Annotated in this window: 22 protein-coding genes; 18 read left to right on the forward strand and 4 right to left on the reverse strand. The window is 36.1% G+C overall.

Translation table 11 applies throughout. The features are described from left to right. Positions 1 to 22: 22 nt before the first annotated feature. On the forward strand, positions 23 to 289 hold the full coding sequence (locus DM800_RS14725) for a YlbG family protein (protein ID WP_002080814.1): 267 nt from the start codon (positions 23 to 25) through the stop codon (positions 287 to 289). A 55-nt stretch (positions 290 to 344) separates the two neighbouring features. On the opposite strand, the gene DM800_RS14730 is transcribed toward DM800_RS14725, so the two are convergent. Next, positions 345 to 734, reverse strand: a complete 390-nt coding sequence (locus DM800_RS14730) for a DUF7147 family protein (protein WP_000616012.1) — start codon at positions 732 to 734, stop codon at positions 345 to 347. 530 nt (positions 735 to 1,264) lie between these two features. Between DM800_RS14730 and rsmD the strand changes: the two genes are divergently transcribed. Together rsmD and coaD are read left to right on the forward strand one after the other, a co-directional pair. Then, positions 1,265 to 1,831: a 16S rRNA (guanine(966)-N(2))-methyltransferase RsmD gene (rsmD, locus tag DM800_RS14735; RefSeq protein WP_001266975.1), complete on the forward strand. Its 567-nt coding sequence runs from the start codon at positions 1,265 to 1,267 to the stop codon at positions 1,829 to 1,831. Beyond that, positions 1,828 to 2,319 (forward strand): pantetheine-phosphate adenylyltransferase, encoded by a 492-nt coding sequence (gene coaD / locus DM800_RS14740; protein ID WP_000200598.1) that lies wholly within the window; start codon positions 1,828 to 1,830, stop codon positions 2,317 to 2,319. Before rsmD ends, coaD begins: the two co-directional genes overlap by 4 nt. On the opposite strand, the gene ylbJ is transcribed toward coaD, so the two are convergent. Continuing rightward, positions 2,311 to 3,540 carry a sporulation integral membrane protein YlbJ gene (ylbJ, locus tag DM800_RS14745; protein WP_147787104.1) on the reverse strand — a complete coding sequence of 410 codons (1,230 nt, stop codon included), beginning with the start codon at positions 3,538 to 3,540 and terminating at the stop codon, positions 2,311 to 2,313. The genes coaD and ylbJ overlap by 9 nt on opposite strands. Positions 3,541 to 3,653: 113 nt before the next feature. Between ylbJ and DM800_RS14750 the strand changes: the two genes are divergently transcribed. Then, a complete protein-coding gene (locus tag DM800_RS14750) occupies positions 3,654 to 4,445 on the forward strand; it encodes a patatin-like phospholipase family protein (protein ID WP_000662602.1) in 792 nt (263 codons plus the stop codon). Continuing rightward, on the forward strand, positions 4,438 to 5,463 hold the full coding sequence (locus DM800_RS14755; RefSeq protein WP_000476311.1) for a SepM family pheromone-processing serine protease: 1,026 nt from the start codon (positions 4,438 to 4,440) through the stop codon (positions 5,461 to 5,463). The genes DM800_RS14750 and DM800_RS14755 overlap by 8 nt, the downstream gene beginning before the upstream one ends. 24 nt (positions 5,464 to 5,487) lie before the next feature. Here DM800_RS14755 and DM800_RS14760 read toward each other — a convergent pair whose 3' ends face one another. Further along, complete coding sequence (locus DM800_RS14760) at positions 5,488 to 6,729, reverse strand: nucleotidyltransferase (RefSeq protein ID WP_165775555.1); 1,242 nt, start codon at positions 6,727 to 6,729, stop codon at positions 5,488 to 5,490. A gap of 153 nt (positions 6,730 to 6,882) precedes the next feature. On the opposite strand from DM800_RS14760, the gene DM800_RS14765 reads away from it, so the two are divergent. From DM800_RS14765 to DM800_RS14775, 3 genes are all read left to right on the forward strand, one after another. Beyond that, positions 6,883 to 7,383: a YceD family protein gene (locus DM800_RS14765; RefSeq protein ID WP_000872150.1), complete on the forward strand. Its 501-nt coding sequence runs from the start codon at positions 6,883 to 6,885 to the stop codon at positions 7,381 to 7,383. Between the two features lie 61 nt (positions 7,384 to 7,444). Beyond that, positions 7,445 to 7,618 (forward strand): 50S ribosomal protein L32, encoded by a 174-nt coding sequence (gene rpmF / locus DM800_RS14770; RefSeq protein WP_001984764.1) that lies wholly within the window; start codon positions 7,445 to 7,447, stop codon positions 7,616 to 7,618. 129 nt (positions 7,619 to 7,747) lie between these two features. After that, positions 7,748 to 8,254, forward strand: coding sequence for an RsfA family transcriptional regulator (locus DM800_RS14775; protein WP_000246481.1), 507 nt, complete (start codon positions 7,748 to 7,750; stop codon positions 8,252 to 8,254). 34 nt (positions 8,255 to 8,288) lie between these two features. Here the strand turns inward: DM800_RS14775 and DM800_RS14780 are convergent, their stop codons facing one another. Continuing rightward, positions 8,289 to 8,762, reverse strand: coding sequence for an N-acetyltransferase (locus DM800_RS14780; protein WP_000506704.1), 474 nt, complete (start codon positions 8,760 to 8,762; stop codon positions 8,289 to 8,291). A gap of 375 nt (positions 8,763 to 9,137) precedes the next feature. Between DM800_RS14780 and panE the strand changes: the two genes are divergently transcribed. The 10 genes from panE to spoVE all read left to right on the forward strand — a co-directional run bounded on the left by panE (position 9,138) and on the right by spoVE (position 22,785). Then, complete coding sequence (gene panE / locus DM800_RS14785) at positions 9,138 to 10,028, forward strand: 2-dehydropantoate 2-reductase (RefSeq protein WP_147787105.1); 891 nt, start codon at positions 9,138 to 9,140, stop codon at positions 10,026 to 10,028. Positions 10,029 to 10,107: 79 nt separating this feature from the next. Continuing rightward, the gene (gene bshC / locus DM800_RS14790) at positions 10,108 to 11,724 is read left to right on the forward strand and encodes a bacillithiol biosynthesis cysteine-adding enzyme BshC (RefSeq protein WP_147787106.1); all 1,617 of its coding nucleotides are present in this window, start codon (positions 10,108 to 10,110) and stop codon (positions 11,722 to 11,724) included. A gap of 368 nt (positions 11,725 to 12,092) precedes the next feature. After that, positions 12,093 to 13,025 (forward strand): 16S rRNA (cytosine(1402)-N(4))-methyltransferase RsmH, encoded by a 933-nt coding sequence (gene rsmH / locus DM800_RS14795; protein ID WP_000472512.1) that lies wholly within the window; start codon positions 12,093 to 12,095, stop codon positions 13,023 to 13,025. 15 nt (positions 13,026 to 13,040) lie between these two features. Then, a complete protein-coding gene (gene ftsL / locus DM800_RS14800; protein WP_147787107.1) occupies positions 13,041 to 13,403 on the forward strand; it encodes a cell division protein FtsL in 363 nt (120 codons plus the stop codon). A 21-nt stretch (positions 13,404 to 13,424) separates the two neighbouring features. Then, entirely contained in the window at positions 13,425 to 15,572 is a 2,148-nt protein-coding gene (locus DM800_RS14805) for a penicillin-binding protein (protein ID WP_079998456.1), read from the forward strand. 81 nt (positions 15,573 to 15,653) lie between these two features. Then, positions 15,654 to 17,570 (forward strand): stage V sporulation protein D, encoded by a 1,917-nt coding sequence (locus tag DM800_RS14810; protein ID WP_088064309.1) that lies wholly within the window; start codon positions 15,654 to 15,656, stop codon positions 17,568 to 17,570. 207 nt (positions 17,571 to 17,777) lie between these two features. Further along, positions 17,778 to 19,253, forward strand: coding sequence for a UDP-N-acetylmuramoyl-L-alanyl-D-glutamate--2,6-diaminopimelate ligase (gene murE / locus DM800_RS14815; protein WP_048546093.1), 1,476 nt, complete (start codon positions 17,778 to 17,780; stop codon positions 19,251 to 19,253). Positions 19,254 to 19,275: 22 nt separating this feature from the next. Then, positions 19,276 to 20,250: a phospho-N-acetylmuramoyl-pentapeptide-transferase gene (gene mraY / locus DM800_RS14820; RefSeq protein ID WP_088064308.1), complete on the forward strand. Its 975-nt coding sequence runs from the start codon at positions 19,276 to 19,278 to the stop codon at positions 20,248 to 20,250. Next, on the forward strand, positions 20,251 to 21,603 hold the full coding sequence (gene murD, locus DM800_RS14825; protein WP_087985073.1) for a UDP-N-acetylmuramoyl-L-alanine--D-glutamate ligase: 1,353 nt from the start codon (positions 20,251 to 20,253) through the stop codon (positions 21,601 to 21,603). Positions 21,604 to 21,693: 90 nt separating this feature from the next. After that, the gene (gene spoVE / locus DM800_RS14830; RefSeq protein ID WP_000753516.1) at positions 21,694 to 22,785 is read left to right on the forward strand and encodes a stage V sporulation protein E; all 1,092 of its coding nucleotides are present in this window, start codon (positions 21,694 to 21,696) and stop codon (positions 22,783 to 22,785) included. The last annotated feature ends 84 nt before the right edge of the window (positions 22,786 to 22,869 follow it).

A 22,869-nucleotide genomic window follows, 5' to 3' on the forward strand; every position in this document is an offset into this window, starting at 1 on the left:
AAAGGAGAAGATGGAGAAGATTATGTTCGGGCAACGACAAAGTATGATTGTTTATTTACATTCATTGAAACATGCCAAGATTTTAAGGAAATATGGTAACATACATTACATATCAAAACGCTTAAAATACGCAGTAGTATATTGTGATATGGAACAAATTGAGCATATGATGCAAAAGTTGAACAAACTTCCTTTTGTGAAGAAGATAGAACAGTCGTACCGCCCGTATTTAAAAACGGAATTTGAAAATTCACGTCCTGATCGGGCAAAAGAATACGATTATAGTTAATAGAAAAAATCCCCTGCTAATTTTAGTAGGGGATTTTTTTACTTGAAATAACACTTTATTTCATTGGAGGAATGAAATTATTCATTCGTAAAATACCAATTAAATGATTGAAAAACAGTTCTTTTTCTGGGAAAGTTGTGGATGGTTTTACCGTAAAGGTAGTCACTTTTCTTCCTAGTTGTTCTGCCGTTTCTTCAAATAAAATGACGCGTTTACTTTTTTTATTTTCAAGTACAGGAATGCCTTCACGACATATGTATAATGGTTGGAAATCACCAGTAGTAGTTGGTTTTAATATTACAACAAGTGAGCACACTTTTTTTTCATTTTTAATCGTTTCAAATTGTAACATATGTGTTATACGTTCTTGATTTGCTTTGGCAATTTCAAGTAATTCATATAAATCAGAGTAGCCTTCTCCGAGTTCTATAAAGCGTTGAATCATATTTTTTCCTCCTCTTTCTTTTACTTACTGTACCATCTCACTTTTTAAATGAAAAGTAGACAAAGAAAAAAAACCCTGCAAAGCAGGGCCCTTCTTATACTAGCATGTACTAGTAAGAAGGCAAAGGGAGAGGAGAAACCGGAGGAAGAACTTATGGGGAAACGTAAGTCTTCTCCGCGGTTGGCAACAACATCGAAGGTGATGTTGTTATAATTATTTATGTCCAATCTAAATGAAGATATACATCATGAAATTAAATTTTATGTTTGGCTTTTTATTTTTCTTTTTTTTATTTTATGATAGGATAAAAAAGATAAAGTGAAACGAATATACATAATGGGTTCGTGTTAGCGCATGGTGGGATGAATACATAAAAATGCAGAGCGGTTATTTTAAGCCAAAGTTCTCCTATTGTTCGTTGAGAAATGAATGGAAAATTTCATGGAATAGTATAGTTTGGTAGCGGTTACCGAATGGAGAAAGGTTTTCTATAATTGCTCGATAGATTGAAATAAAGGTAGTGACAACAGATGAGAGTAGTTTCAGGAAAATGTAAAGGGCATCCACTAAAAGCGGTGCCAGGTAATACAACACGTCCAACGACAGATAAAGTAAAAGAATCAATCTTTAATATGATAGGTCCTTATTTTGATGGTGGTATCGCTCTTGATTTATTTGGCGGTAGTGGTGGTCTTGGAATCGAGGCTATAAGTAGAGGGATTGATAAAGCAATTTTTGTTGATCGAGATAATAAAGCGATAAAAGTAATCCATCAAAATTTAGAAAGTTGTCGAATACAGGAACAAGCTGAAGTATATCGAAATGATGCAGAACGTGCGGTAAAGGCTCTTATAAAACGTGAAATATCATTCGATCTTATATTAATTGATCCTCCATATAAAGATCAAAAAATTGTATCTTTAATTAGTGTGATGGATCAACATGGATTGCTACATAGAGATGGATTAATTATGTCAGAGCATGGTAATGATGTGGTTTTACCTGATTCTATAGGGAGTCTTGTAAAAGTAAGAGCTGAAAATTATGGGATTACAGCAATATCGATTTATAAGTATGAAGGTGAGGGGACGGAATGACTAGTATAGCTATTTCTTCGGGAAGTTTTGATCCAATTACCCTTGGGCATCTGGATATTATTAAAAGGGGAGCAAAAGTATTTGATGAGGTATACGTAGTAGTTTTAAACAACTCGTCAAAAAAACCGTTCTTTTCAGTTGAAGAGCGCTTAGATTTAATTCGAGAAGCAACAAAGGATATCCCGAATGTAAAAGTAGATTCACATAGTGGACTACTAGTGGAGTATGCGAAAATGCGTAATGCAAACGCGATTTTGCGTGGGTTACGAGCGGTTTCTGATTTTGAATATGAGATGCAAATTACTTCTATGAATCGAAAATTAGATGAAAATATTGAAACCTTTTTTATTATGACAAATAACCAATATTCATTTTTAAGCTCGAGCATTGTAAAAGAAGTTGCGAGATATGGAGGAAGCGTAGTAGATCTTGTACCTCCTGTTGTAGAACGTGCTTTAAAAGAAAAGTTTCAAACCCCGTTAAAGTGAACGGGGTTTTTCTTTGTTGCTACGAAAAAATAATAAGATAACATATACATATAAACAAAATAAAGTAAAGATCGGTCCATAGTGTACAAAAGATGTCCAAATTTCTTGCAGTATAGAAGAATGATTCGATAAAAATACGGGGATATCTTTTTGTATAGGTGAAAAAGAGCTTACTTTTTCATAAAATGGTTTCCAAAATATAAAAGTAAAAATAGGAGCCAGAATACTTTGGATAATTCGTGCGAAAAAATAGGGCTTAAATCGGATGTCTGTTTCAGCTAATATGCTAGCAACTTGTGCCTGAATAGAAAGGCCGCTAAACGCTAAAATAAAGCTTGTTACCATAGCTTGCTGCAGGAGGGGTGTTTCATTTATTTGACTAATCATTTGGCTACCGAGTGTCATTTCAAAAATGCCTGATAAGATTGGAATACTAAATTCTGTAGTTAGTTGGAAGAATGATAAAATATGTTGCATAATAAAAGAAAGTGCTGCTGTAATATGAAATACAGTAATCATTTTATTTAAAACAGAGAATAAAATAATAAATCCACCAATCATAAGTAACGTTTGAATAGAAGAAACGATAGCGTCCCCAAGTAATTTTCCTAATGGTCTTTTTTCTTGCATGCGCGTCTCGTGTAGGACTGAAAAAGGGTTTTGAAAAGGACGTTTTTTAGTAGGATGTTGATCCTTCGTGGAAATATTGTTATTGCCGTAAAAACGCATCAATAACCCGACGGCAAAGTTACTTGAATAATGTGCAGCAGCTAATACGATTCCTAATTTCGGATTATTGAAAAAACCGATAGAAACAGCTCCAAAAATAAAAAGTGGATTAGATGAGTTTGTAAAAGATACGAGGCGTTCTGCTTCGATTTGTGTTAGCTGATTACTTTTACGTAGTCTAGCGCTTAATTTGGCGCCAGCAGGGAATCCTGAAGCCATTCCCATTGCCCAAACAAATCCGCCTATCCCTGGAACGCGAAAAAGTGGTCGCATGAGTGGTTCTAATATAACACCTATAAATTTTACAACACCAATACTAATTAGAAGTTCCGCAATGATGAAAAACGGTAAAAGTGAAGGGAATACAACTTCCCACCATATATTTAACCCTCGAATGGAAGCTTGCAAAGCAGCTTGGGGGTGAAGTACAAGAGAAAAGGTTAAAAACAGTGTTGATATGGTAAGAAAAGCCGTTTTCCATTTTTCATACATGTAAGTAAATCCCCCTTTGTCCCAAAAAACGTTCATTTCAGTATACGTGGATACGTAGTGCATTTAGACCATAAGTATGAAAAAGGAATGAAAAAAATTAAAGGGTGAGAAAAATGAAAGAACCGAAAATTGGTTTAGCTCTTGGATCTGGGGGCGCAAAAGGGTTTGCGCATATTGGTGTTATAAAAGTTTTAAGAGAAAATGGTATACCAATTCATATGATTGCAGGAAGTAGTATGGGGGCTTTAGTAGGTACGTTTTATGCAGCTAGCTCAAACGTTGAAAGGTTGTATAAACTGGCAAATGTTTTTAAGAGGAAATATTATTTAGATTTTACAGTTCCGAAAATGGGATTTATTGCTGGAAAACGTGTCAAAGATATGATTAAAATGTTTACATATAATAAAAATTTAGAAGAGTTAGATATCCCGACGGCTGTTGTGGCTACTGACATCTTGAAGGGGGAAAAAGTAGTTTTTACAAGTGGTCCTGTTGCAGAGGCTGTGAGAGCTAGCATATCTGTACCTGGAGTGTTTGTACCAGAAAAGATAGATGGACGATTATTGGTGGATGGCGGAGTAATTGATCGCATTCCAGTATCGGTTGTGAAAGAGTTAGGTGCCGATATTGTTATTGCTGTTGATGTATCGCCGATTAAAGTGAATGGAGAGGTTACGTCTATTTATGATGTAATTATGCAGAGTATTGAAATTATGCAACATGAGCTGGTGATGAATCGACAAATTGCATCGGATTTAATGATGCGACCAGCTGTAGAACAATTTAGTTCACGTGCTTTTACAAACATTGAAGACATTATTCGAGTTGGAGAAGTAGAGGCGGAAAAACATGTTGCAAATATTTATTTATTAATTGAGCAGTGGAAGGAGAAACATAATGTTTAAGCGTTTTCGGTTTATATATGCAATTTTAATAGGGGTTATATTGGCGATGTTACTTGTTTACGTACGTTTACCGTATTATGTAACAAAACCAGGAATGGCGGCCAAATTAGAGCCTTACGTTCAAGTTGAGGGTGGAACGAAAGAATCCGGTGATTTTATGCTTGTTACGGTTTCAATGGGACCAGCAAATGTGGTGAATTTAATAGCGGCACAGTTTAATAAATATACACATATTTCGAAAGCGGAAGAAATATTGCAAAAAGGTGAGAGTGATGAAGAATATCAATTTCGCCAAAATTATGCGATGAAAGATTCGCAAAATGCAGCAATCTATAATGCGTATAAACGTGCAAACCGTACTGTTTCTTTTGAAAATAAAGGTGTATTGGTTGCAGGAGTAGCGAAAGGGATGCCGTCAGAAGGAAAGCTTAAGCTTGGAGATGTCATCATAGCTGTCGACGGAAAAACATTTGAAAAGACGGAGCAATTTATTGAATATATGACAGGGAAAAAAGAAGGGGAAGCAGTAAATATTGAGTACAAGAGAAATGGAAAACAGTTAAAAGAAAATTTAAATGTAAAGACCATTCCGAATGGAAATGGGCGTGTTGGTATAGGGGTTTCTATCGTTACTGAAAGAGAATTAATGGTAGATCCGAAAGTGAAAATTGATTCTCATGAAATAGGCGGACCATCGGCAGGCCTAATGTTTACATTAGAAATATATAATCAACTTGTGGAAGATGATTTAACAAGAGGGCATGAAATAGCTGGAACAGGGACGATAAATGAAAAGGGAGAAATTGGCCCGATTGGTGGTATTCAGCAAAAAGTGGTTGCTGCAAGTGATGCTGGTGCTGAAGTGTTCTTTGCGCCAAATGAAAAAGGTGCGGAGAAATCGAATTATAAAGATGCGCTTGAGGCTGCGAAAGATATTAAAACAAAAATGAAAGTTGTACCAGTTGATACGCTGGATGATGCATTGCTGTATTTGGAAAAAATGGGCGAGAAAAAATAAACCTCTCTGAAAAAGAGAGGTTTTTTATAGAAATTTTGCAGTTGTTTCATCATAACGAATTGGATGGTGTGTTGCATCTTGTTTTAGTAGTTGTGTTCGTAATGGTTCTTGCATGATGGAGAAATATACAGAATTGGCTTTTCGCTCTATATGTAAAGTAGGATGGTCAAATGTTTTTGTATGGGTAAGGATGGGAAGTTCTATTTTTTTCTTGTTTTTTGAAAGGTAAGTTTGTCCTTTTTGTGACATGCCTAGTAGACGAATGTACGGTGCATGCTGCTCTATATTTGCGCTATGTATTTCTTCTTTTGTTGTATTTGTTAAAATGTGTGTACAAGCTCTTTGTAATCTAGTCCATGTATAACGCTTCGTTTTTAATGCTTCCATGAATGAATGGAAGGAGGAACTGTTTTGTATTTTTGATAAAATACGATGCTCTAAACCTTCTTCTATTTCATATATATGTCGTAAGTCTTCTGGAGACATCGTCATGAGTTTGTATTTGAAAAATGAAAAGTATTGTTCCCAATTATGTAATATCCCGTAGTTTTGTTTGTAACTTGCTAAAAGAGAAGCAGTCGCTTTTGGGATAAAAGGCTCAATTTCTGTAAAAGAACTATTTTCGCTAAAAAGTTTTTTACGAATACTAGTTGCGCTTGCAATATGTTGGTCGCTAAATGTTTCATCATGATAATGAGATGCGAATCTTTTTATCGTTTGTGCTTGCATAGAACTATTTTGTAAGAAAATTGATTTCATGTATTGGAATCCTAATATGTTATTCGGTTGTGACATGTCTATGTTTTTTTCGGATGGTAAAATGTGTAGGAAGGCTTCAGATGTAGCTTTTGCGTAACTGTTACCTGCATTCATAAATTGCTTTACAAGACGATTAAAAGTATCTTCTTCATTTTTTTGCACAGAGATGGTGTTATGAAAATTTTCAATCTGCCCATCTTCACTACCGAAACAAATTTCAGAAACACGCAGGGCGTTTAAAATAGAAATAGCGCCATTTGCAAAGGTTTCAGCCTTTTGTGTTGAGAAGGCGTATGGAAGCTCTACAACAAGGTCTACACCGCATGATAAGGCCATTTTGGTACGATACCATTTGGATATGAGTGCTGGCTCACCACGCTGTAAAAAAGGGCCACTCATAACAGCGATTGTAATATCGGCGTGTGTTAACTTTTTTGTTTGTTGCACATGATAATCATGACCGTTATGAAAAGGGTTATATTCAACAACAATACCACTGGCTTTTATGGTAATCTCTCCTTTCGATGTAGCATCTTTTTCAAAAACGTGATACTCTATATATTATTTACTATGATGACTTCATTATAGTGTAAAGAAAAAACATTGACAAATATAAAATGGCTAGCTATAATTTTGTTTGTTGCCTTGAGGTGATATGATATGAAATGGTCCATCCATCAATTGAATAAATTGAGAAATAAAGGATTGACATTGGATGAGATGGTAGATGTAAGTGAGCTACAAGAGGTCGAGAAAGATATTCGTGAAATTAATCCTGCTCATGTAACAGGAAGAGTTGATTTTGGCTCCGGTAAGTTTACGTTCCATCTACATATAACTGGAAGCATGGTTTTACCATGTTCTCGCTCTTTAGTAGATGTGACATTACCATTTGACATTAAAACAACTGAGGTGTTCCAAACTTCACAAGAAGAATTTGAAACTGAAGCTGAAATTCATTGTTTAGAAGGAGAAGTACTTGACTTACTGCCCGTAATCAAGGAAAATATACTTTTGGAGATTCCAATGCAAATTTTCAGTGATGATGTTTCTGGTGGAGCACCGATGCAAGGTCAAGACTGGCAAGTGATTTCGGAAGAAAACAAAGAAAAGACTGTTGATCCACGATTAGCAGGACTTGCAAAGTTTTTTGACAAATAATCGGAAGACTGGTTTAGGCCTTCATATGAAAATAACTATTTCTTTTAAGGAGGTGGGAAGAATGGCTGTACCTTTTAGAAGAACTTCTAAAACAGTAAAAAGAAAGCGTCGTACGCATTTCAAATTATCAGTACCTGGTATGGTAGAGTGCCCAAGCTGTGGTGAAGCGAAATTAGCTCACCGTGTATGTAAAGCATGCGGTACTTACAAAGGTAAAGAAGTAATCAGCAAGTAATTGCGGGGAAATAAACGTAGAAGATATCTTCTGCGTTTATTTTTTTTGTCTTATTCTTTATTTGTTGTATTCTATCTTTTCTAGTAACTGCATATGCTTAATAAAAAATGCATAGGGAGGACTAGAGAGATGGCGACAACAAGACAAGATGCTTGGACTGATGATGAAGATTTGCTTCTGGCAGAAGTAGTACTCCGGCATATTCGAGAAGGTGGAACGCAATTATCTGCCTTTAAAGAAGTGGGAAGACATTTATCTCGTACACCAGCAGCATGTGGCTTTAGATGGAATTCTTACGTTAGAAAGCAATACAAAGAACGTATTGAAGAAGCGAAGCAACTACGTAAAGTAGAAAATTATGAAGTAAAAGAGACAAAGGTAGTAGAGCCTACGTCAATTACATTGAATGATGTTATTGATTTCTTGCAAAATTATAAAGATGAAAACTCTTTAATGGTGTTGCAACAGCAAATTGAATCGTTACAAACAGAGAGAGAGAGTCTTTTGGAGCGATTATCAGTATATGAGGAAGAGTATAGAACATTGCTTGATTATATCGATCAAAAAAGAAGTGTAATGGTAGCGGAAAGAAATAGCGCTCGTTCGAATGGGAAATTAGAAAAGTTAAAGAAATAAAAAAACAGCTGCTATGTAGCTGTTTTTTTATTTCTTATGCAGACTCTTCGTTTGTAACCGTATTCAAATTTGTTTCTGGGTTCCAAACATAAAAATCACCATCAGGTACTGATACAGGCTGGAAATTTAATTTATCCCAAAAACCAGCTGAATGGATACGTGCGATCGTTTTAATTGGGAACTGTAGCCCCTTCGCATAATTTACAAGCATTTCTCCGAATCCTTGTTTTTGGAAAGTTGGTAACACTTCAAGTTTATAGAGTTCTAGGTAAGTACCTGTAATTTCGAATGGTTCTCCGCCGTTCCTTTTCATATATAGACTCATACGTGCAATTAGTGATCCGCCATAATAAATACCGTAAAATGGAGATTCACTATCGTTTTCAATAATGTTTGCCTGTAATTCTTCTAACATGGATAGTTCTTGAGCTCCGCAACCTTTAAATTTTTTAAATTCGTCTAATGTTTTATAATTGATGAGCAAGCGCTCAACTTTTGGGAATCCCATAACATCACATCCTTTTCTTGTCTCGTTGAATGCAGAAAAGTAAAAATATTTACAATAATATTATAACTCATTTTTTTATTTTTATGAAGAAGATAGTATATTTCTTTTATTATTTTTTTGAGGATTTGCTAAACTAAGAGTAGAAACATATTAATAGGTAGTATATACATATTGAAAGTAGAGGTTGCATTTGTTTGTTAAAGAGTAATGAAATTGTAAACTATGTTCATGGAATTGAGAAAGGTAAAGTGAAACTGTAATCAGTGGGATTTGTTCACCTTTAGTTAATTATGATTCCGCACCAATCAGGCGTTTGCGGGATAAAAAGGGGGAGGGAAAAGGGACTTGTGTAACGTATTTATATGAGTTCCTTGTGTGAAAATGAAAATCGGAGTTGTGGGACCAGGAGCTATCGGTCTGTTATATGCATTTTATTTACAAAAAAGTAATCAAGATGTTACGTTGTTTACAAGGACAGCTAAACAGGCTGAGGAATTGAATAGAACGGGTGTAACTTGTATGAGGGAGGAAAAACGTGAAACCGTATTCCCACCTGCTTTACCAATAGAAAGTATGCTAGACCAGAAGCTAGACTATATATTTATTGCTGTTAAGCAATATCATATAACTGACATACTACCTTTTGTGCGAGGGAAATCCTCATTAATCTTTTTGCAAAACGGAATGTCGCACCTTCATGCTATGCAGCAAATAAGGAATGAAAATATTGCGGTTGGGATTGTAGAGCATGGTGCAAAAAAAGAAGAAAGACATATCGTTTATCATACGGGGATAGGTGTAACGAAGTTTGGAATCGTGCACGGCCAGTCTATACATTTTGAAAAAATATTTAATTGCTTTCCATTTCCTCATTTTCCGATTCAAATAGAAGATGATTGGAAGGATGTCATGCACAAAAAATTAGTAGTTAATGTATGTATCAATCCATTGACAGCATTATTACAAGTCCAGAACGGAGAGTTGATTACGAACCCGTTTTTTTATCGATTGATGGAGCAAGTTTTTCAGGAAGTCGTTTTTCTTGTTAAAGAAGAAAAAGAAATGGTATGGAAAATGGTACGTCACGTATGTGAAAGAACGTCTCGTAATACATCATCTATGCTGGCAGATGTAAGAGCAAATAGACAAACGGAAATCGGTGCGATTGTTGGATATGTATTAGAAGAAGCTAAGAAACAGCAACGATCTGTTCCGACACTCCAATTTTTGTTCGATGCAATAAAAGGATTAGAAGTAAAAGAATAAGTGTAATTCTTTGCTTTTACGTGCAACATTGACTACAATGTGGATTGGTGAGAGAACAGGATACGAAAGGAAGAATTATATGGAGATAAAAGAAATCTCTGTTCCGCAACAAGGTGTTGTAGCGGACTATATGAACGGTAAAAAAGAGATACAGTCGTGTTTTGACTATATGTTAACAGAAGATGCTTTTAAACAGCGTGTACATGATTTGCGTGAGAGGGAGTTTTTCCGCCAAGGTTTAGTAGCGCATTTATTAGAATATAATACAAAATTACAAGCGGGAGAAGCTACGATTCAAAATGTAAAAGCGCTTGGAGATGAAAATACATATGTTGTTATAGCTGGACAACAAGCTGGGTTATTAACTGGACCACTTTATACAATTCATAAAATTATTTCAGTTTTACAGCTTGCGAGGGAAAAGGAAGAAAGTTTAGGTGTTAAAGTCGTTCCTGTTTTCTGGATTGCTGGTGAAGACCATGATATGGATGAAATTAATCATACTTTTGTAACGAAGAATAAAAAAATAAAAAAGACTATTTTTCATGACCGTAATCCGAAAGTGGCGAGTGCTTCAGAGTCCGAGCTTTCTTTGGAAGACTGTAGAAAGTGGATTGAAGAAATTTTCAAAACATACCCTGAAACGAATTTTACAAAGGATGTACTGCAATTTATTGATGATTCTTTGGGGGAATCGAATACGTATGTAGATTTCTTTGCCCATCTTATTATGAAAATGTTCGTTAATTCTGGTTTAATTCTTGTTGATTCGCATCATCCTGAATTAAGAAAATTAGAAGTGCCGTTTTTTAAGCAAATTATAGGTAAGTATAAAGAAGTGCAAGAGGGGCTTCATAACCAACAGGAAATAATTAAAGAATTAGGATATAAACCGATTATTGAAACAAAGTATAATGCAGTACATATATTCATGGAAATTGATAATGAGCGAGTATTACTTGAAGACGATCAAGGGAAGTTTGTAGGGAAGGATGGAGCGTATTCCTTTTCATATGAGGAATTGATGGAAGAGATGGAAAGAAGTCCGGAACGCTTTAGTAATAATGTTGTAACGCGCCCTCTTATGCAAGAGTATCTATTTCCTACGCTCGCGTTTATTGGAGGACCAGGGGAATTAGCTTACTGGAGTGAATTGCAACAAGTTTTCCATACGATTGGTTTCCAAATGCCGCCTGTCGTTCCGCGTATTACAATCACTTATGTAGAGAGGGATATAGCGACAGATTTATACGATTTGCAATTGCAAGACAGTGATCCTTTTTTAAATAACGTAGATAAGTTGCGTGAAAACTGGTTATCTAATCAAATAGAGGAACCGATAGATGATCGATTTGTAGAGGCGAAAAAAGAAATAATTGATATCCATACGTCATTACAACAGTTTGTGAAGAAAATAGATCCTGGATTAAGTGCGTTTGCAGGGAAAAATGAATTCAAAATTAATGAACAAATTGAACTGTTGGAAAGAATGTTGAAAAGAAATGTTGAGAAAAAACATGAAGTACAGCTAAATAAATTCCGTCGTATACAATTTGCACTTCGTCCATTAGGGGCGCCGCAAGAGCGTGTGTGGAATGTATGTTACTATTTAAATCAGTTTGGTTTGGATTTCGTTGATCGTGTAATGGAAAAATCGTTTTCTTGGGACGGAAAACATCATGTTATAAAACTATAGAATCTTGCTCTTAGGAGCAGGATTTTATTTTTGTCTTGTTGAATTTACTGTGAAGTGAAATTTTTCTGAATTATCAATTTTAAAAAAGTGAATATCGTAATTATGCAGGATACTTAAATATATGACAAAATAGCACAAAATGTAAACGTATTATCATCTTTTTCGACAGTTTTTTATTTAAATTCCCGCAAAAGATGATAAAATTTAGTATATAATAAAAGAAAATAGCGATTTGTATAGTATGCTGCCTTTGTAGGCAAGTTAAATGAGTCGTTCTTTCATAGTATTTCGTTCTCTAATCGTGAAATATGCGTTTGGAGGAGGAGATGCATTCAACATAATTAATTGGAAAAAGAGTAGGTGCAACAATGTTTAAACACGTAACAGTGCTTTTGAAGGAAACAGTAGACGGCTTAGATATAAAGCCAGGTGGTACATATGTAGATTGTACACTGGGGGGAGGAGGACATAGTTCTTATTTATTATCCCAATTAACTGAAGGTGGAAGATTAATCGCGTTTGATCAAGATGAGATAGCGATTCAAAATGCGAAAGAAAGATTCTCTTCATACGGTGAGCAGTTCATAACAGTAAAAAGTAATTTCCGTTATTTATCTGAAAAACTACAGGAATTAGGTATAACAGAAGTAGATGGTATTTTATTTGATTTAGGTGTTTCATCCCCACAATTAGATACACCAGAGCGTGGCTTTAGTTATCATCATGATGCACCGTTAGATATGCGGATGGATCAAGATGCCCCATTAACAGCATATGATGTTGTAAATAGCTGGTCATATGAGCAACTTGTAAGAATTTTCTTCCAGTATGGTGAAGAGAAATTTTCAAAACAAATAGTAAGGAAAATTGAAGCGTATCGTGAGAATAAAGCTATTGAAACGACAGGAGAATTAGTAGAACTAATTAAAGAGGGTATTCCAGCTCCTGCTCGTAGAACGGGTGGACACCCTGCGAAGCGAGTGTTCCAAGCAATCCGTATTGCGGTAAATGATGAATTGAAAGTGTTTGAAGAAGCGTTGGAATCTGCAATTGAGATGGTCAAGCCGGGCGGAAGAGTTAGTGTTATAACATTCCATTCTTTAGAAGACCGTATTTGTAAAACGACGTTTAAACGAAATAGCACAACGCCACAATTGCCACCAGGATTACCGATTATTCCTGATGAATTTAAGCCAAAATTAAAGCTTATTACGAGAAAACCGATTTTACCTTCTGATATAGAGTTAGAAGAAAATAATCGAGCGCGTTCTGCGAAATTGAGAATCGCTGAAAAACGATAAAAAGGGGAGAGAGGTATGGGTAACTTAGCTGTAAAGTACAAACAACAAGCGCAAGAAGAGATACAGATTCAAACGCCCCCACAGCAGATGGTTCAGCCAAAAGCTAAAGCGAAGATTACAAGAATCGAAAAACTGTTGTATGTAGCATTTATTGGCTTTTTATTGTATGCCTGTGTAGCGTTTATTGGAAATAAAGCAGGCCTTTATCAAGTTAATGTAGAAGCAGCGACGATAGAACAAAAAATTGTACAGAAGCAAAAAGAAAATCAAGAGTTACAGGCTGAAGTAGAGAAGTTAAGTCGCTATGAACGAATCGCTGAAGTTGCAAAAAAACACGGGCTAGAAATTAATGCGAATAATGTGAAGGGCCTCAAATAAGGCAATAGGTGTGAAGGGAAAATGAAGAGAAATATGACTAAATTTCATACCAATAAGGGAGCAGGGTATTTTATGATTTTATTCCTCCTGCTCTTTTTGCTATTATTAGCCCGATTTTTTTACATACAAGCAACAGGAACAGTGCATAATCAAGATTTGGATAAACTCGCTCAGCAAAAACATAGTAAAGCAGGAGTTCTCGAAGCAAATCGAGGAACGATTTATGACCAAAATGGTCATGTATTAGCGCAAGATGCAAACTCTTATAAACTTGTAGCGGAATTAAAAGGTGCGAAGCCGGTTGAGAATAAAGAGGACACTGCAAAGAAAATTGCAGGAGTACTTGGAAAAGGCGAAGAGGATATTTTAGCTGCGTTAAATAAAGATAAAAGTCAAGTGGAATTCGGGAAATTAGGTAAGGGCTTGACGAAAGAACAGAAAGATCAAATAGAAGCATTAAAATTGCCAGGTATATCTTTTATTACTGAAAATGCCAGAGTATATCCAAACGGTGATTTCGCATCTTATGTCGTAGGTCATGCGAGACCTGATGATAAGGGGATTGCTATAGGACAATTTGGTTTAGAAAAGAGTTTGGATAAGTATTTAGGAGCTTCTAACGGAGAAGTAGCTTATACAGGCGATCGTAGAGGCGTATCTCTTGACGGCGGAAAAGTGAATGTAAAGGCACCTAAAAATGGAGATAATGTATATTTAACGCTTGACCAGCGTATTCAAAGTTTTTTAGAAGACGCAATGAAAGAAGCGAGTAAACATTATGAACCAGAAAGCTTAATAGGGATTGTTGCGGATCCAAAAACAGGGAAAATATTAGGAATGTCTACTAAACCTAGTTATGATCCGAACCGAGAGGATATTAAATATTTTTATAATGACGCAATTGCAAATGCATTTGAACCTGGATCAACAATGAAAATTTTCACGCTAGCAGCAGCTATTAATGAAGGTGTTTACAAAGGACAAGATTATTATCAGTCTGGTACATATCAAGTCGGAAACCGAAAAATAAAAGATCATAACGGTGGCGCTGGATGGGGATCTATCACATTTGATGAAGGGGTAGAGCGCTCTTCCAACGTAGCGTTTGCAATTTTAGGGGATCAAAAACTTGGACCAGAACGATTCCGAAAATATATTCATAGTTTTGGATTAGATGAAAAAACGAAGATTGATTTACCTGGTGAGGGTTCAAATACAATTATATTCGATCAGCAAATACAGCAAGTAACAACAGCTTTTGGACAAGGTTCTACTGTAACACCAATTCAGCTTGTGCAAGCTGCAACTGCTATTGCAAATGACGGAAAAATGATGAAGCCTTATACAGTTGATAAAATTGTAAATCCAATAACAGGGGAAGTAAAATTAGAACATAAGCCAGAAGAAGTGGGAAAACCTGTTACAAAAGAAACAGCAGCGCAAGTAAGACAGTTATTAGAACGTGTTGTTACATCGCCGAAAGGAACAGGAACCGCTTATAAAGTCGATGGTTATTCAGTTGGTGGTAAAACAGGAACAGCCCAAATTCCGGATGGAAAAGGTGGCTATATGACAGGGAGAGAGAATTATATATTCTCGTTCTTAGGTATGGCACCTATGGATGATCCGCAACTTGTTGTATATGTAGCTGTTAAACAACCGAAATTGAAAGATGATGAGAGTGGCGCACAACCTTTAGCTGATATTTTTAAATATGTAACGAAGAATAGTTTAGAGTATTTAAAGATTAAGCCTAATGAAGTGAAAGATCCGAAGAAATATGTGAAAGAGCAGCAAACTGCTGTTCCAGATGTAACCGGAAAAACGATGGAAGAAGCGAAAAAAGCTATTGATAAAGCAAAACTTCGTCCAATCGTATTAGGTGAAGGGAAAGTACAGCAGCAAGTACCGAAAGCGACTGAACAAACATTGAAGGGTGACCGAGTCTTCTTAGTGGGAGATAAACCTACAATGCCAAATATACAAGGCTGGGCGCTTCGTGATGTTATGAATTTAGCAAAAACATTAAAGCTTAACCTAAAACCTACTGGTACCGGATACGTAACCGAACAAAGTGTGGCAGAAGGAACATTGTTACAACCTGGTACAGAGTTAGGTGTAACGCTTGTACCGCCACTTGAACCACAACAAGAAGCAGAAGAACAGTAATGGTAAAAGAGAAGAAGTTCTAATTAAATAAGTACAAGCATATATTGGAACAAGCTAGGCGTAAGGGAGGCTTGTTCCAATATGCGTGTATCAAATGTAACGGTTAGAAAACGACTTATTTTTATACTCATATCAGGTATACTTATTTTCACTATCATCGATATTCGTCTTGGATATGTGCAATTTTTTCTTGGCAATATGTTAACGGATCGTGCGAAGGATTCATGGAGTCGAAATATTACTTTTGAACCTGAACGTGGGAAAATTTTAGACCGGAATGGTGTGGAACTTGCTACGAATAAAAGTGCCCCAACTGTCTTTGTTGTACCGAGGCAAATTGAAAAACCAGCAGAGACTGCAGAGAAGTTAGCTGCAGTATTAGGTGTGGAAAAAGATGAGATTTATAAGAGAATTACAAAAAAAGAATCAATTGTAAGGTTAGATAAAGGCGGAAGGAAAATATCACATGATAAAGCGAAAGAGGTACGAGGATTAAGTTTGAAAGGTGTTTATATCGCAGAGGACTCTATCCGGTACTATCCATTTGGCAACTTTTTATCACACGTATTAGGGTTTGCAGGTAGTGATAACCAAGGTCTTATGGGACTGGAAAAATATTATGATAAAGAGCTAAATGGTGATGAAGGTCATGTGCGTTTTTTTGCAGATGCAAAAGGACAAAGGATGCCTAATGTTGGCGATGATTTCAAAAAACCAGAAGCTGGTTTGAATTTAGGTTTAACAATTGATGCACGTATTAATAGAATTATGGAAAGAGAAATGAATATTGCAGAGTCGACATATAATCCAGATGGTATGATTGCGATTGCAATGAATCCGAAAAATGGTGAAATTTTAGGTATGTCGAGTCGGCCGAGTTTTGATCCAGCAGATTTTCAAAGTGTTTCTCCAGAAGTGTATAATAGAAATTTACCAGTATGGAGTACGTATGAGCCTGGTTCAACATTTAAGATCATTACGTTAGCAGCAGCCTTGAATGAAAATTTAGTAGACTTAGAGAAAGATACGTTTTATGATGATGGAGCAGCTGAAGTGGGTGGAGCTAGATTGAAATGCTGGAAAGCGGGAGGCCATGGTAGCCAAACGTTTTTAGAAGTAGTTCAAAACTCATGTAACCCAGGATTTATTGAACTTGGTGATCGTCTTGGTAAAGACCGATTGTTTAAATACATTCGTAATTTTGGCTTTGGACAGAAAACCGGAATTGATTTGCAAGGTGAAGGTAGTGGGATTTTATTTAATTTAGATAAAGTCGGTCCAGTCGAGCAAGCAACTACTTCATTTGGTCAAGGAGTTTCTGTAACACCAATTCAACAAGTAGCAGCAGTAGCAGCGGCTGTAAATGGTGGGACATTGTATCAACCGTATATAGCTAAGGAATTTATTGATCCGAAAAATAATCAAATTGTAAGTAAAAAGACACCTGTGGAAAAAAGAAAAGTTATTTCCAAGGAAACTTCAGAAAAAGTTCGGTATGCATTAGAGAATGTTGTAGCAAAGGGATCTGGTAAAGGTGCTTTCATTGATGGGTATCGTGTAGGTGGAAAAACAGGTACGGCTCAAAAGGTGAAAGATGGTAAATATTTAGAGAATAATTATATAGTATCTTTTATCGGTTTTGCTCCAGCGGATGATCCGGAAATTGTTGTCTATGTTGCTGTTGATAATCCGAAAGGTGTAACGCAATTTGGTGGAGTAGTAGCAGCTCCAATTGTTGGGAATATTCTTCGGGATGCACTTCCTGTTATGGGAGTGAAACCGAGAAAAGAACAAGTTGAGAGAGAATATAAATGGGGCGATACACCAACTGTGGAAGTTCCGAATTTAATTGGTATGAAAAAGAAAGACTTACAGACACAACTCGTCGATTTGAAGCTTGATATAAGTGGAGACGGAGAGAAAGTAATTAAACAATCCCCAGAAGCAGGAGCTAAAGTGAAAGAAGGCTCAAAAATTAGAATTTACTTCGGGAATTAAAGGTAACCTAGTACGTTTTATGGTACAATTGGTGGAAGTGAGTTCTTTATAGAAGAGTTACTTAATTTGAGGCTGTAAGAGCCCCAATTATAAATAAGTCTATTTATTAGACACAGTAGCACTTACCTCCTATTTTACATATTTAGGAGGTAACGTGTTGCTTATTAAAAAAGAGATAAATACACAATGTAGAGAGGGTTTAGTGAAATGAAGTTGCATACACTTTTATCATGTTTGCATGATTTTCCAGTTGTTCCAAAAGAAAATCCAGAAATCACATCTATAGAAGCTGATTCACGTAAAGTGAAAGAGGGAAGCTTATTTGTATGTATGAAAGGATATACGGTTGATAGCCATGATTTTGCTAAGCAAGCAGCGGCACAAGGAGCGGCTGCTATTGTTGCGGAAAGACCAATTGATGTTGACGTTCCAGTTGTACTTGTGAAAAACACTTTTCGTTCGTTAGCGGTTTTAGCTGATTATTTTTATGGTCAACCAACACACAAGTTACATTTAATCGGAATTACAGGTACAAATGGAAAGACAACAACATCGCATATTATGGATGAGATTATGCGCGCACATGGTCATAAAACGGGGCTAATTGGAACGATTAATATGAAAATCGGTGATGAAACATTTGAGGTGAAAAATACAACACCAGATGCACTAACACTTCAACAGACATTTTTAAAAATGGTTGAGCACGGTGTAGATAGTACAGTAATGGAAGTTTCGTCACATGCTTTAGATCTTGGTCGTGTACACGGATGTGATTACGATGTAGCAGTGTTTACAAATTTAACACAAGATCATTTAGACTATCATAAAACGATGGAAGAATATAAACATGCAAAAGGGTTGCTATTTGCACAACTTGGCAATAGTTATAACCATGATCGTGAAAAGTACGCGGTACTGAATAACGATGATGCTGTAACTGCGGAATATATGAGAAGTACTGCGGCAACTGTTGTAACGTATGGAATTGATACAACAAGTGATATTATGGCCAAAGATATCGTTATGACGAGTGCTGGAACTACATTTACGCTTGTAACACCGTATGAAAGTGTAAATGTTACGATGAAATTGATTGGGAAATTTAATGTATATAACGTACTAGCGGCAACAGCGGCAGGACTTGTTTCTGGTGTAAGTTTAGAAACGGTTATTGATGTAATAAAGCAACTAGCTGGAGTTCCAGGACGTTTTGAAGTAGTTGATGGTGGACAAAATTATACAGTTATTGTTGATTATGCACATACACCAGATAGCTTAGAGAATGTATTAAAAACAGCAAAACAGTTTGCAAAAGGCGATGTATATTGCATCGTCGGTTGTGGTGGAGATAGAGATCGAACAAAGAGACCAATCATGGCAAGTGTTGCAACAAAATATGCAACTCATGCAATTTACACTTCAGATAATCCAAGAAGTGAAGAGCCAGGAGCTATTTTAGATGATATGGTGCAGGGTGCAAATGGGAATAATTATGAAGTAATTATTGATAGAAAAGAAGCAATATACCATGCAATTGCTAACGCGAAAGCTGAAGATATCATCATTATTGCTGGTAAGGGTCATGAAACGTATCAAATTATTGGTAAAGACGTTCATCATTTTGACGATCGTGAAGTCGCTAAAGAAGCAATTACAGAGCGTTTAAACAACGAAGAGTAACAACGTGAGAGGAGGACTACATGTGCTTGAGCAAGGTTTATTAGTAACGGCTGGGGTAGCATTCTTAATTTCTGTTGCCCTTTCGCCATTGTTTATTCCATTTTTAAGGAAATTAAAGTTCGGACAGAGTATTCGTGATGAGGGACCAAAGTCACATCAAAAAAAATCAGGGACACCTACAATGGGTGGTATTGTCATATATGTATCTATGATGGTAACTTCACTTATTATGGCGATTAAGTTTAATCATTTAGGTGCAGAGGTTTCGTTATTATTATTAGTGACATTTGGCTACGGATTAATTGGATTTTTAGATGACTACATAAAGGTAGTTAAGAAGAGAAATCTTGGTTTAACATCAAAACAAAAATTAGTAGGTCAGCTTGTTATTGCTATTGCGTTCTTTTTAATTGGAAAAGGGCAAGCGCTCCACACATACATCATGATTCCGGGAACAGATGTTAAGTTTGAACTAGGTTGGGCGTATTTTGTACTTGTATTATTTATGCTTATTGGTGGATCAAATGCAGTTAACTTAACTGACGGTTTAGATGGTTTATTATCGGGAACAGCAGCTATTGCATTTGGAGCTTTTAGTATTATTGCAGTAGCGCAAGAGCAATTTGGAGTAGCGATATTCTGTATGGCAGTTGTAGGAGCTGTACTTGGATTTTTAGTATTCAATGCAAATCCAGCGAAAGTGTTTATGGGAGATACAGGTTCCTTAGCTTTAGGTGGAGCCATTGCAGCTGTAGCGATTTTATTAAAACAAGAATTACTACTTGTAATCATTGGTGGAGTATTCGTAATGGAAACTTTATCTGTTATTATTCAGGTCATTTCTTTTAAAACAACAGGAAAACGTGTCTTTAAAATGAGTCCATTACACCATCATTATGAATTATGTGGTTGGTCAGAGTGGCGTGTTGTTGTGACATTTTGGTCTGTAGGATTTTTATTAGCTGTGTTAGGAATTTATATCGGGGTGTGGATGTAATTGAAAACTGTAACTGAATTTCAAAATAAAAATATTCTTGTATTAGGCATTGCAAAAAGTGGTTATGCAGCAGCTACGTTGTTACAAAAATTAGGGGCAAATGTTATTGTAAATGACGGAAAGCCTTTAGCAGATAATGTACTTGCTGCAGAATTACAAGCAAAAGGAATGGACGTTGTATGCGGTGGTCATCCTTTAGAATTGTTAGAGAGAAATATTTCTCTTGTAGTAAAAAATCCAGGAATCCCGTATTCTAATCCAATATTAGTTGCTGCGAAAGAAAAGCAAATTCCAATTGTTACGGAAGTTGAATTAGCATATCGTATTTCAGAAGCGCCATTTGTTGGGATTACGGGGTCTAACGGTAAAACGACGACGACAATGCTTGCATTTGAAATGCTAAAAGAAGGACAAAAGCATCCTATAATTGCAGGGAACATAGGAACTGTAGCGTGTGAAGTAGCACAGGATGCAAAAGAAAATGAAGTTGTAGTTACAGAGCTTTCATCGTTCCAACTGATGGGAGTAGAATTGTTCCAACCTAAAATTGCTGCGTTTTTAAATTTATTTGAGGCCCACTTAGATTATCACGGGACGAAGAAGGAATATGGTTTAGCAAAAGCAAATATTTTTAAAAACCAAACAGAAAATGATTATAGTGTAATAAATGCAGATGATGCAGATGTGATGGCTTTATCTGCTTATAGTAAAGGGCAAAAAGTACTATTCTCGACAAAGAAAGAAATTGAAGATGGTGCGTGTATAAAAGAGAATGCTCTTTGTTTTAAAGGTGAAAAAGTTGTTGAAGTAGGCGATATCGTTTTACCTGGTCAACATAATTTAGAAAATATTTTAGCAGCGATGAGTATCGCAAAATTATTGGGTGTTTCTAATGAAGCGATTACGGTGGTATTAAAACGTTTTACAGGTGTAAAACATCGTTTAGAATATGTAACAACTATTAACAATCGTAAGGTTTATAATGACTCAAAAGCAACGAATATGTTAGCGACTGAGAAAGCTTTATCTGCGTTTACACAACCGATTGTGTTATTAGCAGGTGGGCTTGATCGTGGAAATGAATTCGATGATTTAATTCCATATTTCAAAAATGTAAAAGCAATTGTAACATTTGGACAAACAGCTCCAAAACTAGTAAGAGCTGCAGAAAAAGCGGGATTAGATACAATTGAAAGTGTCGATACTTTAGATGAAGCGGTAGTGAAAGCTTATGCTCATTCTACAGATGGCGATGTAATTCTTCTTTCTCCAGCATGTGCAAGCTGGGATCAATTTAAAACATTTGAAGAAAGAGGAGACATTTTTATACAAGCTGTGCATAAACTTATATAAAGTAAATCAAAACATCAGTAGGCTAACACCTACTGATGTTTTGTTACATAGGGCAAAAGTTTCTGCCTAAAGAGGTGGTGTTTATGGGTAATGAAGAAAACGCCTGATTTTATTCTCATCATCGTTACACTTGCGTTGTTAACAATCGGAATGGTTATGGTGTATAGTGCGAGTGCGGTTTGGGCCTCTTATAAAATGGGGGACTCATTCTTTTTTGCAAAAAGGCAATTGCTATTTGCAAGTATTGGTGTAGTGGCTATGTTTTTAATTATGAAAATTGATTATTGGGTGTGGCGTACGTATTCAAAAGTAATTTTGCTAGTTTGCTTCATTCTTCTTATTCTTGTTCTTATTCCTGGGGTAGGACTTGTTCGAGGAGGGGCGCGAAGTTGGATTGGAATCGGGGCATTTTCCATTCAACCGTCAGAATTTATGAAGTTTGCGATGATTATTTTCTTAGCAAAATTTTTAGCGGAACGACAAAAATTAATTACCTCTTTTAAACGTGGTTTACTACCAGCTCTTAGTTTTGTATTTCTTGCTTTTGGGATGATTATGTTACAGCCAGATCTTGGCACAGGAACCGTAATGGTTGGGACATGTATTATTATGATATTTATCTCGGGGGCAAGGGTCTTTCACTTTGCAATGTTTGGTTTGCTTGGTGTAGCAGGATTTGTAGGGCTAATTGCATCAGCACCGTATCGAATGAAACGTATTACATCATATTTAGATCCGTGGTCAGATCCGCTTGGAAGTGGATTTCAAATTATTCAATCGTTACTCGCAATTGGACCTGGTGGATTATTCGGGCTTGGACTTGGACAAAGTAGACAAAAGTTTCTTTATTTACCTGAACCGCAAACAGACTTTATATTTGCGATCTTATCGGAGGAATTAGGTTTTATTGGTGGTTCATTTGTGTTATTATTATTTAGTCTATTATTATGGCGTGGGATTCGTATAGCTTTAGGAGCGCCAGATTTATATGGTACGTTTTTAGCAGTAGGTATTGTGGCGATGATTGCGATTCAAGTAATGATTAATGTTGGTGTTGTAACAGGATTGATGCCTGTAACAGGTATTACTTTGCCGTTTTTAAGTTATGGTGGATCAAGTTTGACATTAATGTTAATGGCAGTAGGTGTATTATTAAATATAAGTCGCCATTCTCGCTACTAAACCCTGTTTTATAAGACAGGGTTTTTCGTATGTGCGCGAAGAAACATGATGTATATAGAAATAAATACGACTGAAATAAGAAAA

The sequence above is a fragment of the Bacillus sp. AY18-3 genome (assembly GCF_008042305.1).
GTDB lineage: Bacteria > Bacillota > Bacilli > Bacillales > Bacillaceae_G > Bacillus_A > Bacillus_A wiedmannii.

Coding starts and splice junctions, on each gene's coding strand:
- rpmF (WP_001984764.1), top strand. CDS start 7,445: ATGGCTGTACCTTTTAGAAGAACTTCTAAAACAGTAAAAAGAAAGCGT.
- DM800_RS14805 (WP_079998456.1), top strand. CDS start 13,425: ATGAAGAGAAATATGACTAAATTTCATACCAATAAGGGAGCAGGGTAT.
- DM800_RS14730 (WP_000616012.1), bottom strand. CDS start 734: ATGATTCAACGCTTTATAGAACTCGGAGAAGGCTACTCTGATTTATAT.
- DM800_RS14810 (WP_088064309.1), top strand. CDS start 15,654: ATGCGTGTATCAAATGTAACGGTTAGAAAACGACTTATTTTTATACTC.
- rsmD (WP_001266975.1), top strand. CDS start 1,265: ATGAGAGTAGTTTCAGGAAAATGTAAAGGGCATCCACTAAAAGCGGTG.
- DM800_RS14765 (WP_000872150.1), top strand. CDS start 6,883: ATGAAATGGTCCATCCATCAATTGAATAAATTGAGAAATAAAGGATTG.
- DM800_RS14780 (WP_000506704.1), bottom strand. CDS start 8,762: ATGGGATTCCCAAAAGTTGAGCGCTTGCTCATCAATTATAAAACATTA.
- ylbJ (WP_147787104.1), bottom strand. CDS start 3,540: ATGTATGAAAAATGGAAAACGGCTTTTCTTACCATATCAACACTGTTT.
- bshC (WP_147787106.1), top strand. CDS start 10,108: ATGGAGATAAAAGAAATCTCTGTTCCGCAACAAGGTGTTGTAGCGGAC.
- ftsL (WP_147787107.1), top strand. CDS start 13,041: ATGGGTAACTTAGCTGTAAAGTACAAACAACAAGCGCAAGAAGAGATA.
- rsmH (WP_000472512.1), top strand. CDS start 12,093: ATGTTTAAACACGTAACAGTGCTTTTGAAGGAAACAGTAGACGGCTTA.
- DM800_RS14775 (WP_000246481.1), top strand. CDS start 7,748: ATGGCGACAACAAGACAAGATGCTTGGACTGATGATGAAGATTTGCTT.
- spoVE (WP_000753516.1), top strand. CDS start 21,694: ATGAAGAAAACGCCTGATTTTATTCTCATCATCGTTACACTTGCGTTG.
- DM800_RS14755 (WP_000476311.1), top strand. CDS start 4,438: ATGTTTAAGCGTTTTCGGTTTATATATGCAATTTTAATAGGGGTTATA.
- DM800_RS14725 (WP_002080814.1), top strand. CDS start 23: ATGTTCGGGCAACGACAAAGTATGATTGTTTATTTACATTCATTGAAA.
- DM800_RS14750 (WP_000662602.1), top strand. CDS start 3,654: ATGAAAGAACCGAAAATTGGTTTAGCTCTTGGATCTGGGGGCGCAAAA.
- coaD (WP_000200598.1), top strand. CDS start 1,828: ATGACTAGTATAGCTATTTCTTCGGGAAGTTTTGATCCAATTACCCTT.
- murE (WP_048546093.1), top strand. CDS start 17,778: ATGAAGTTGCATACACTTTTATCATGTTTGCATGATTTTCCAGTTGTT.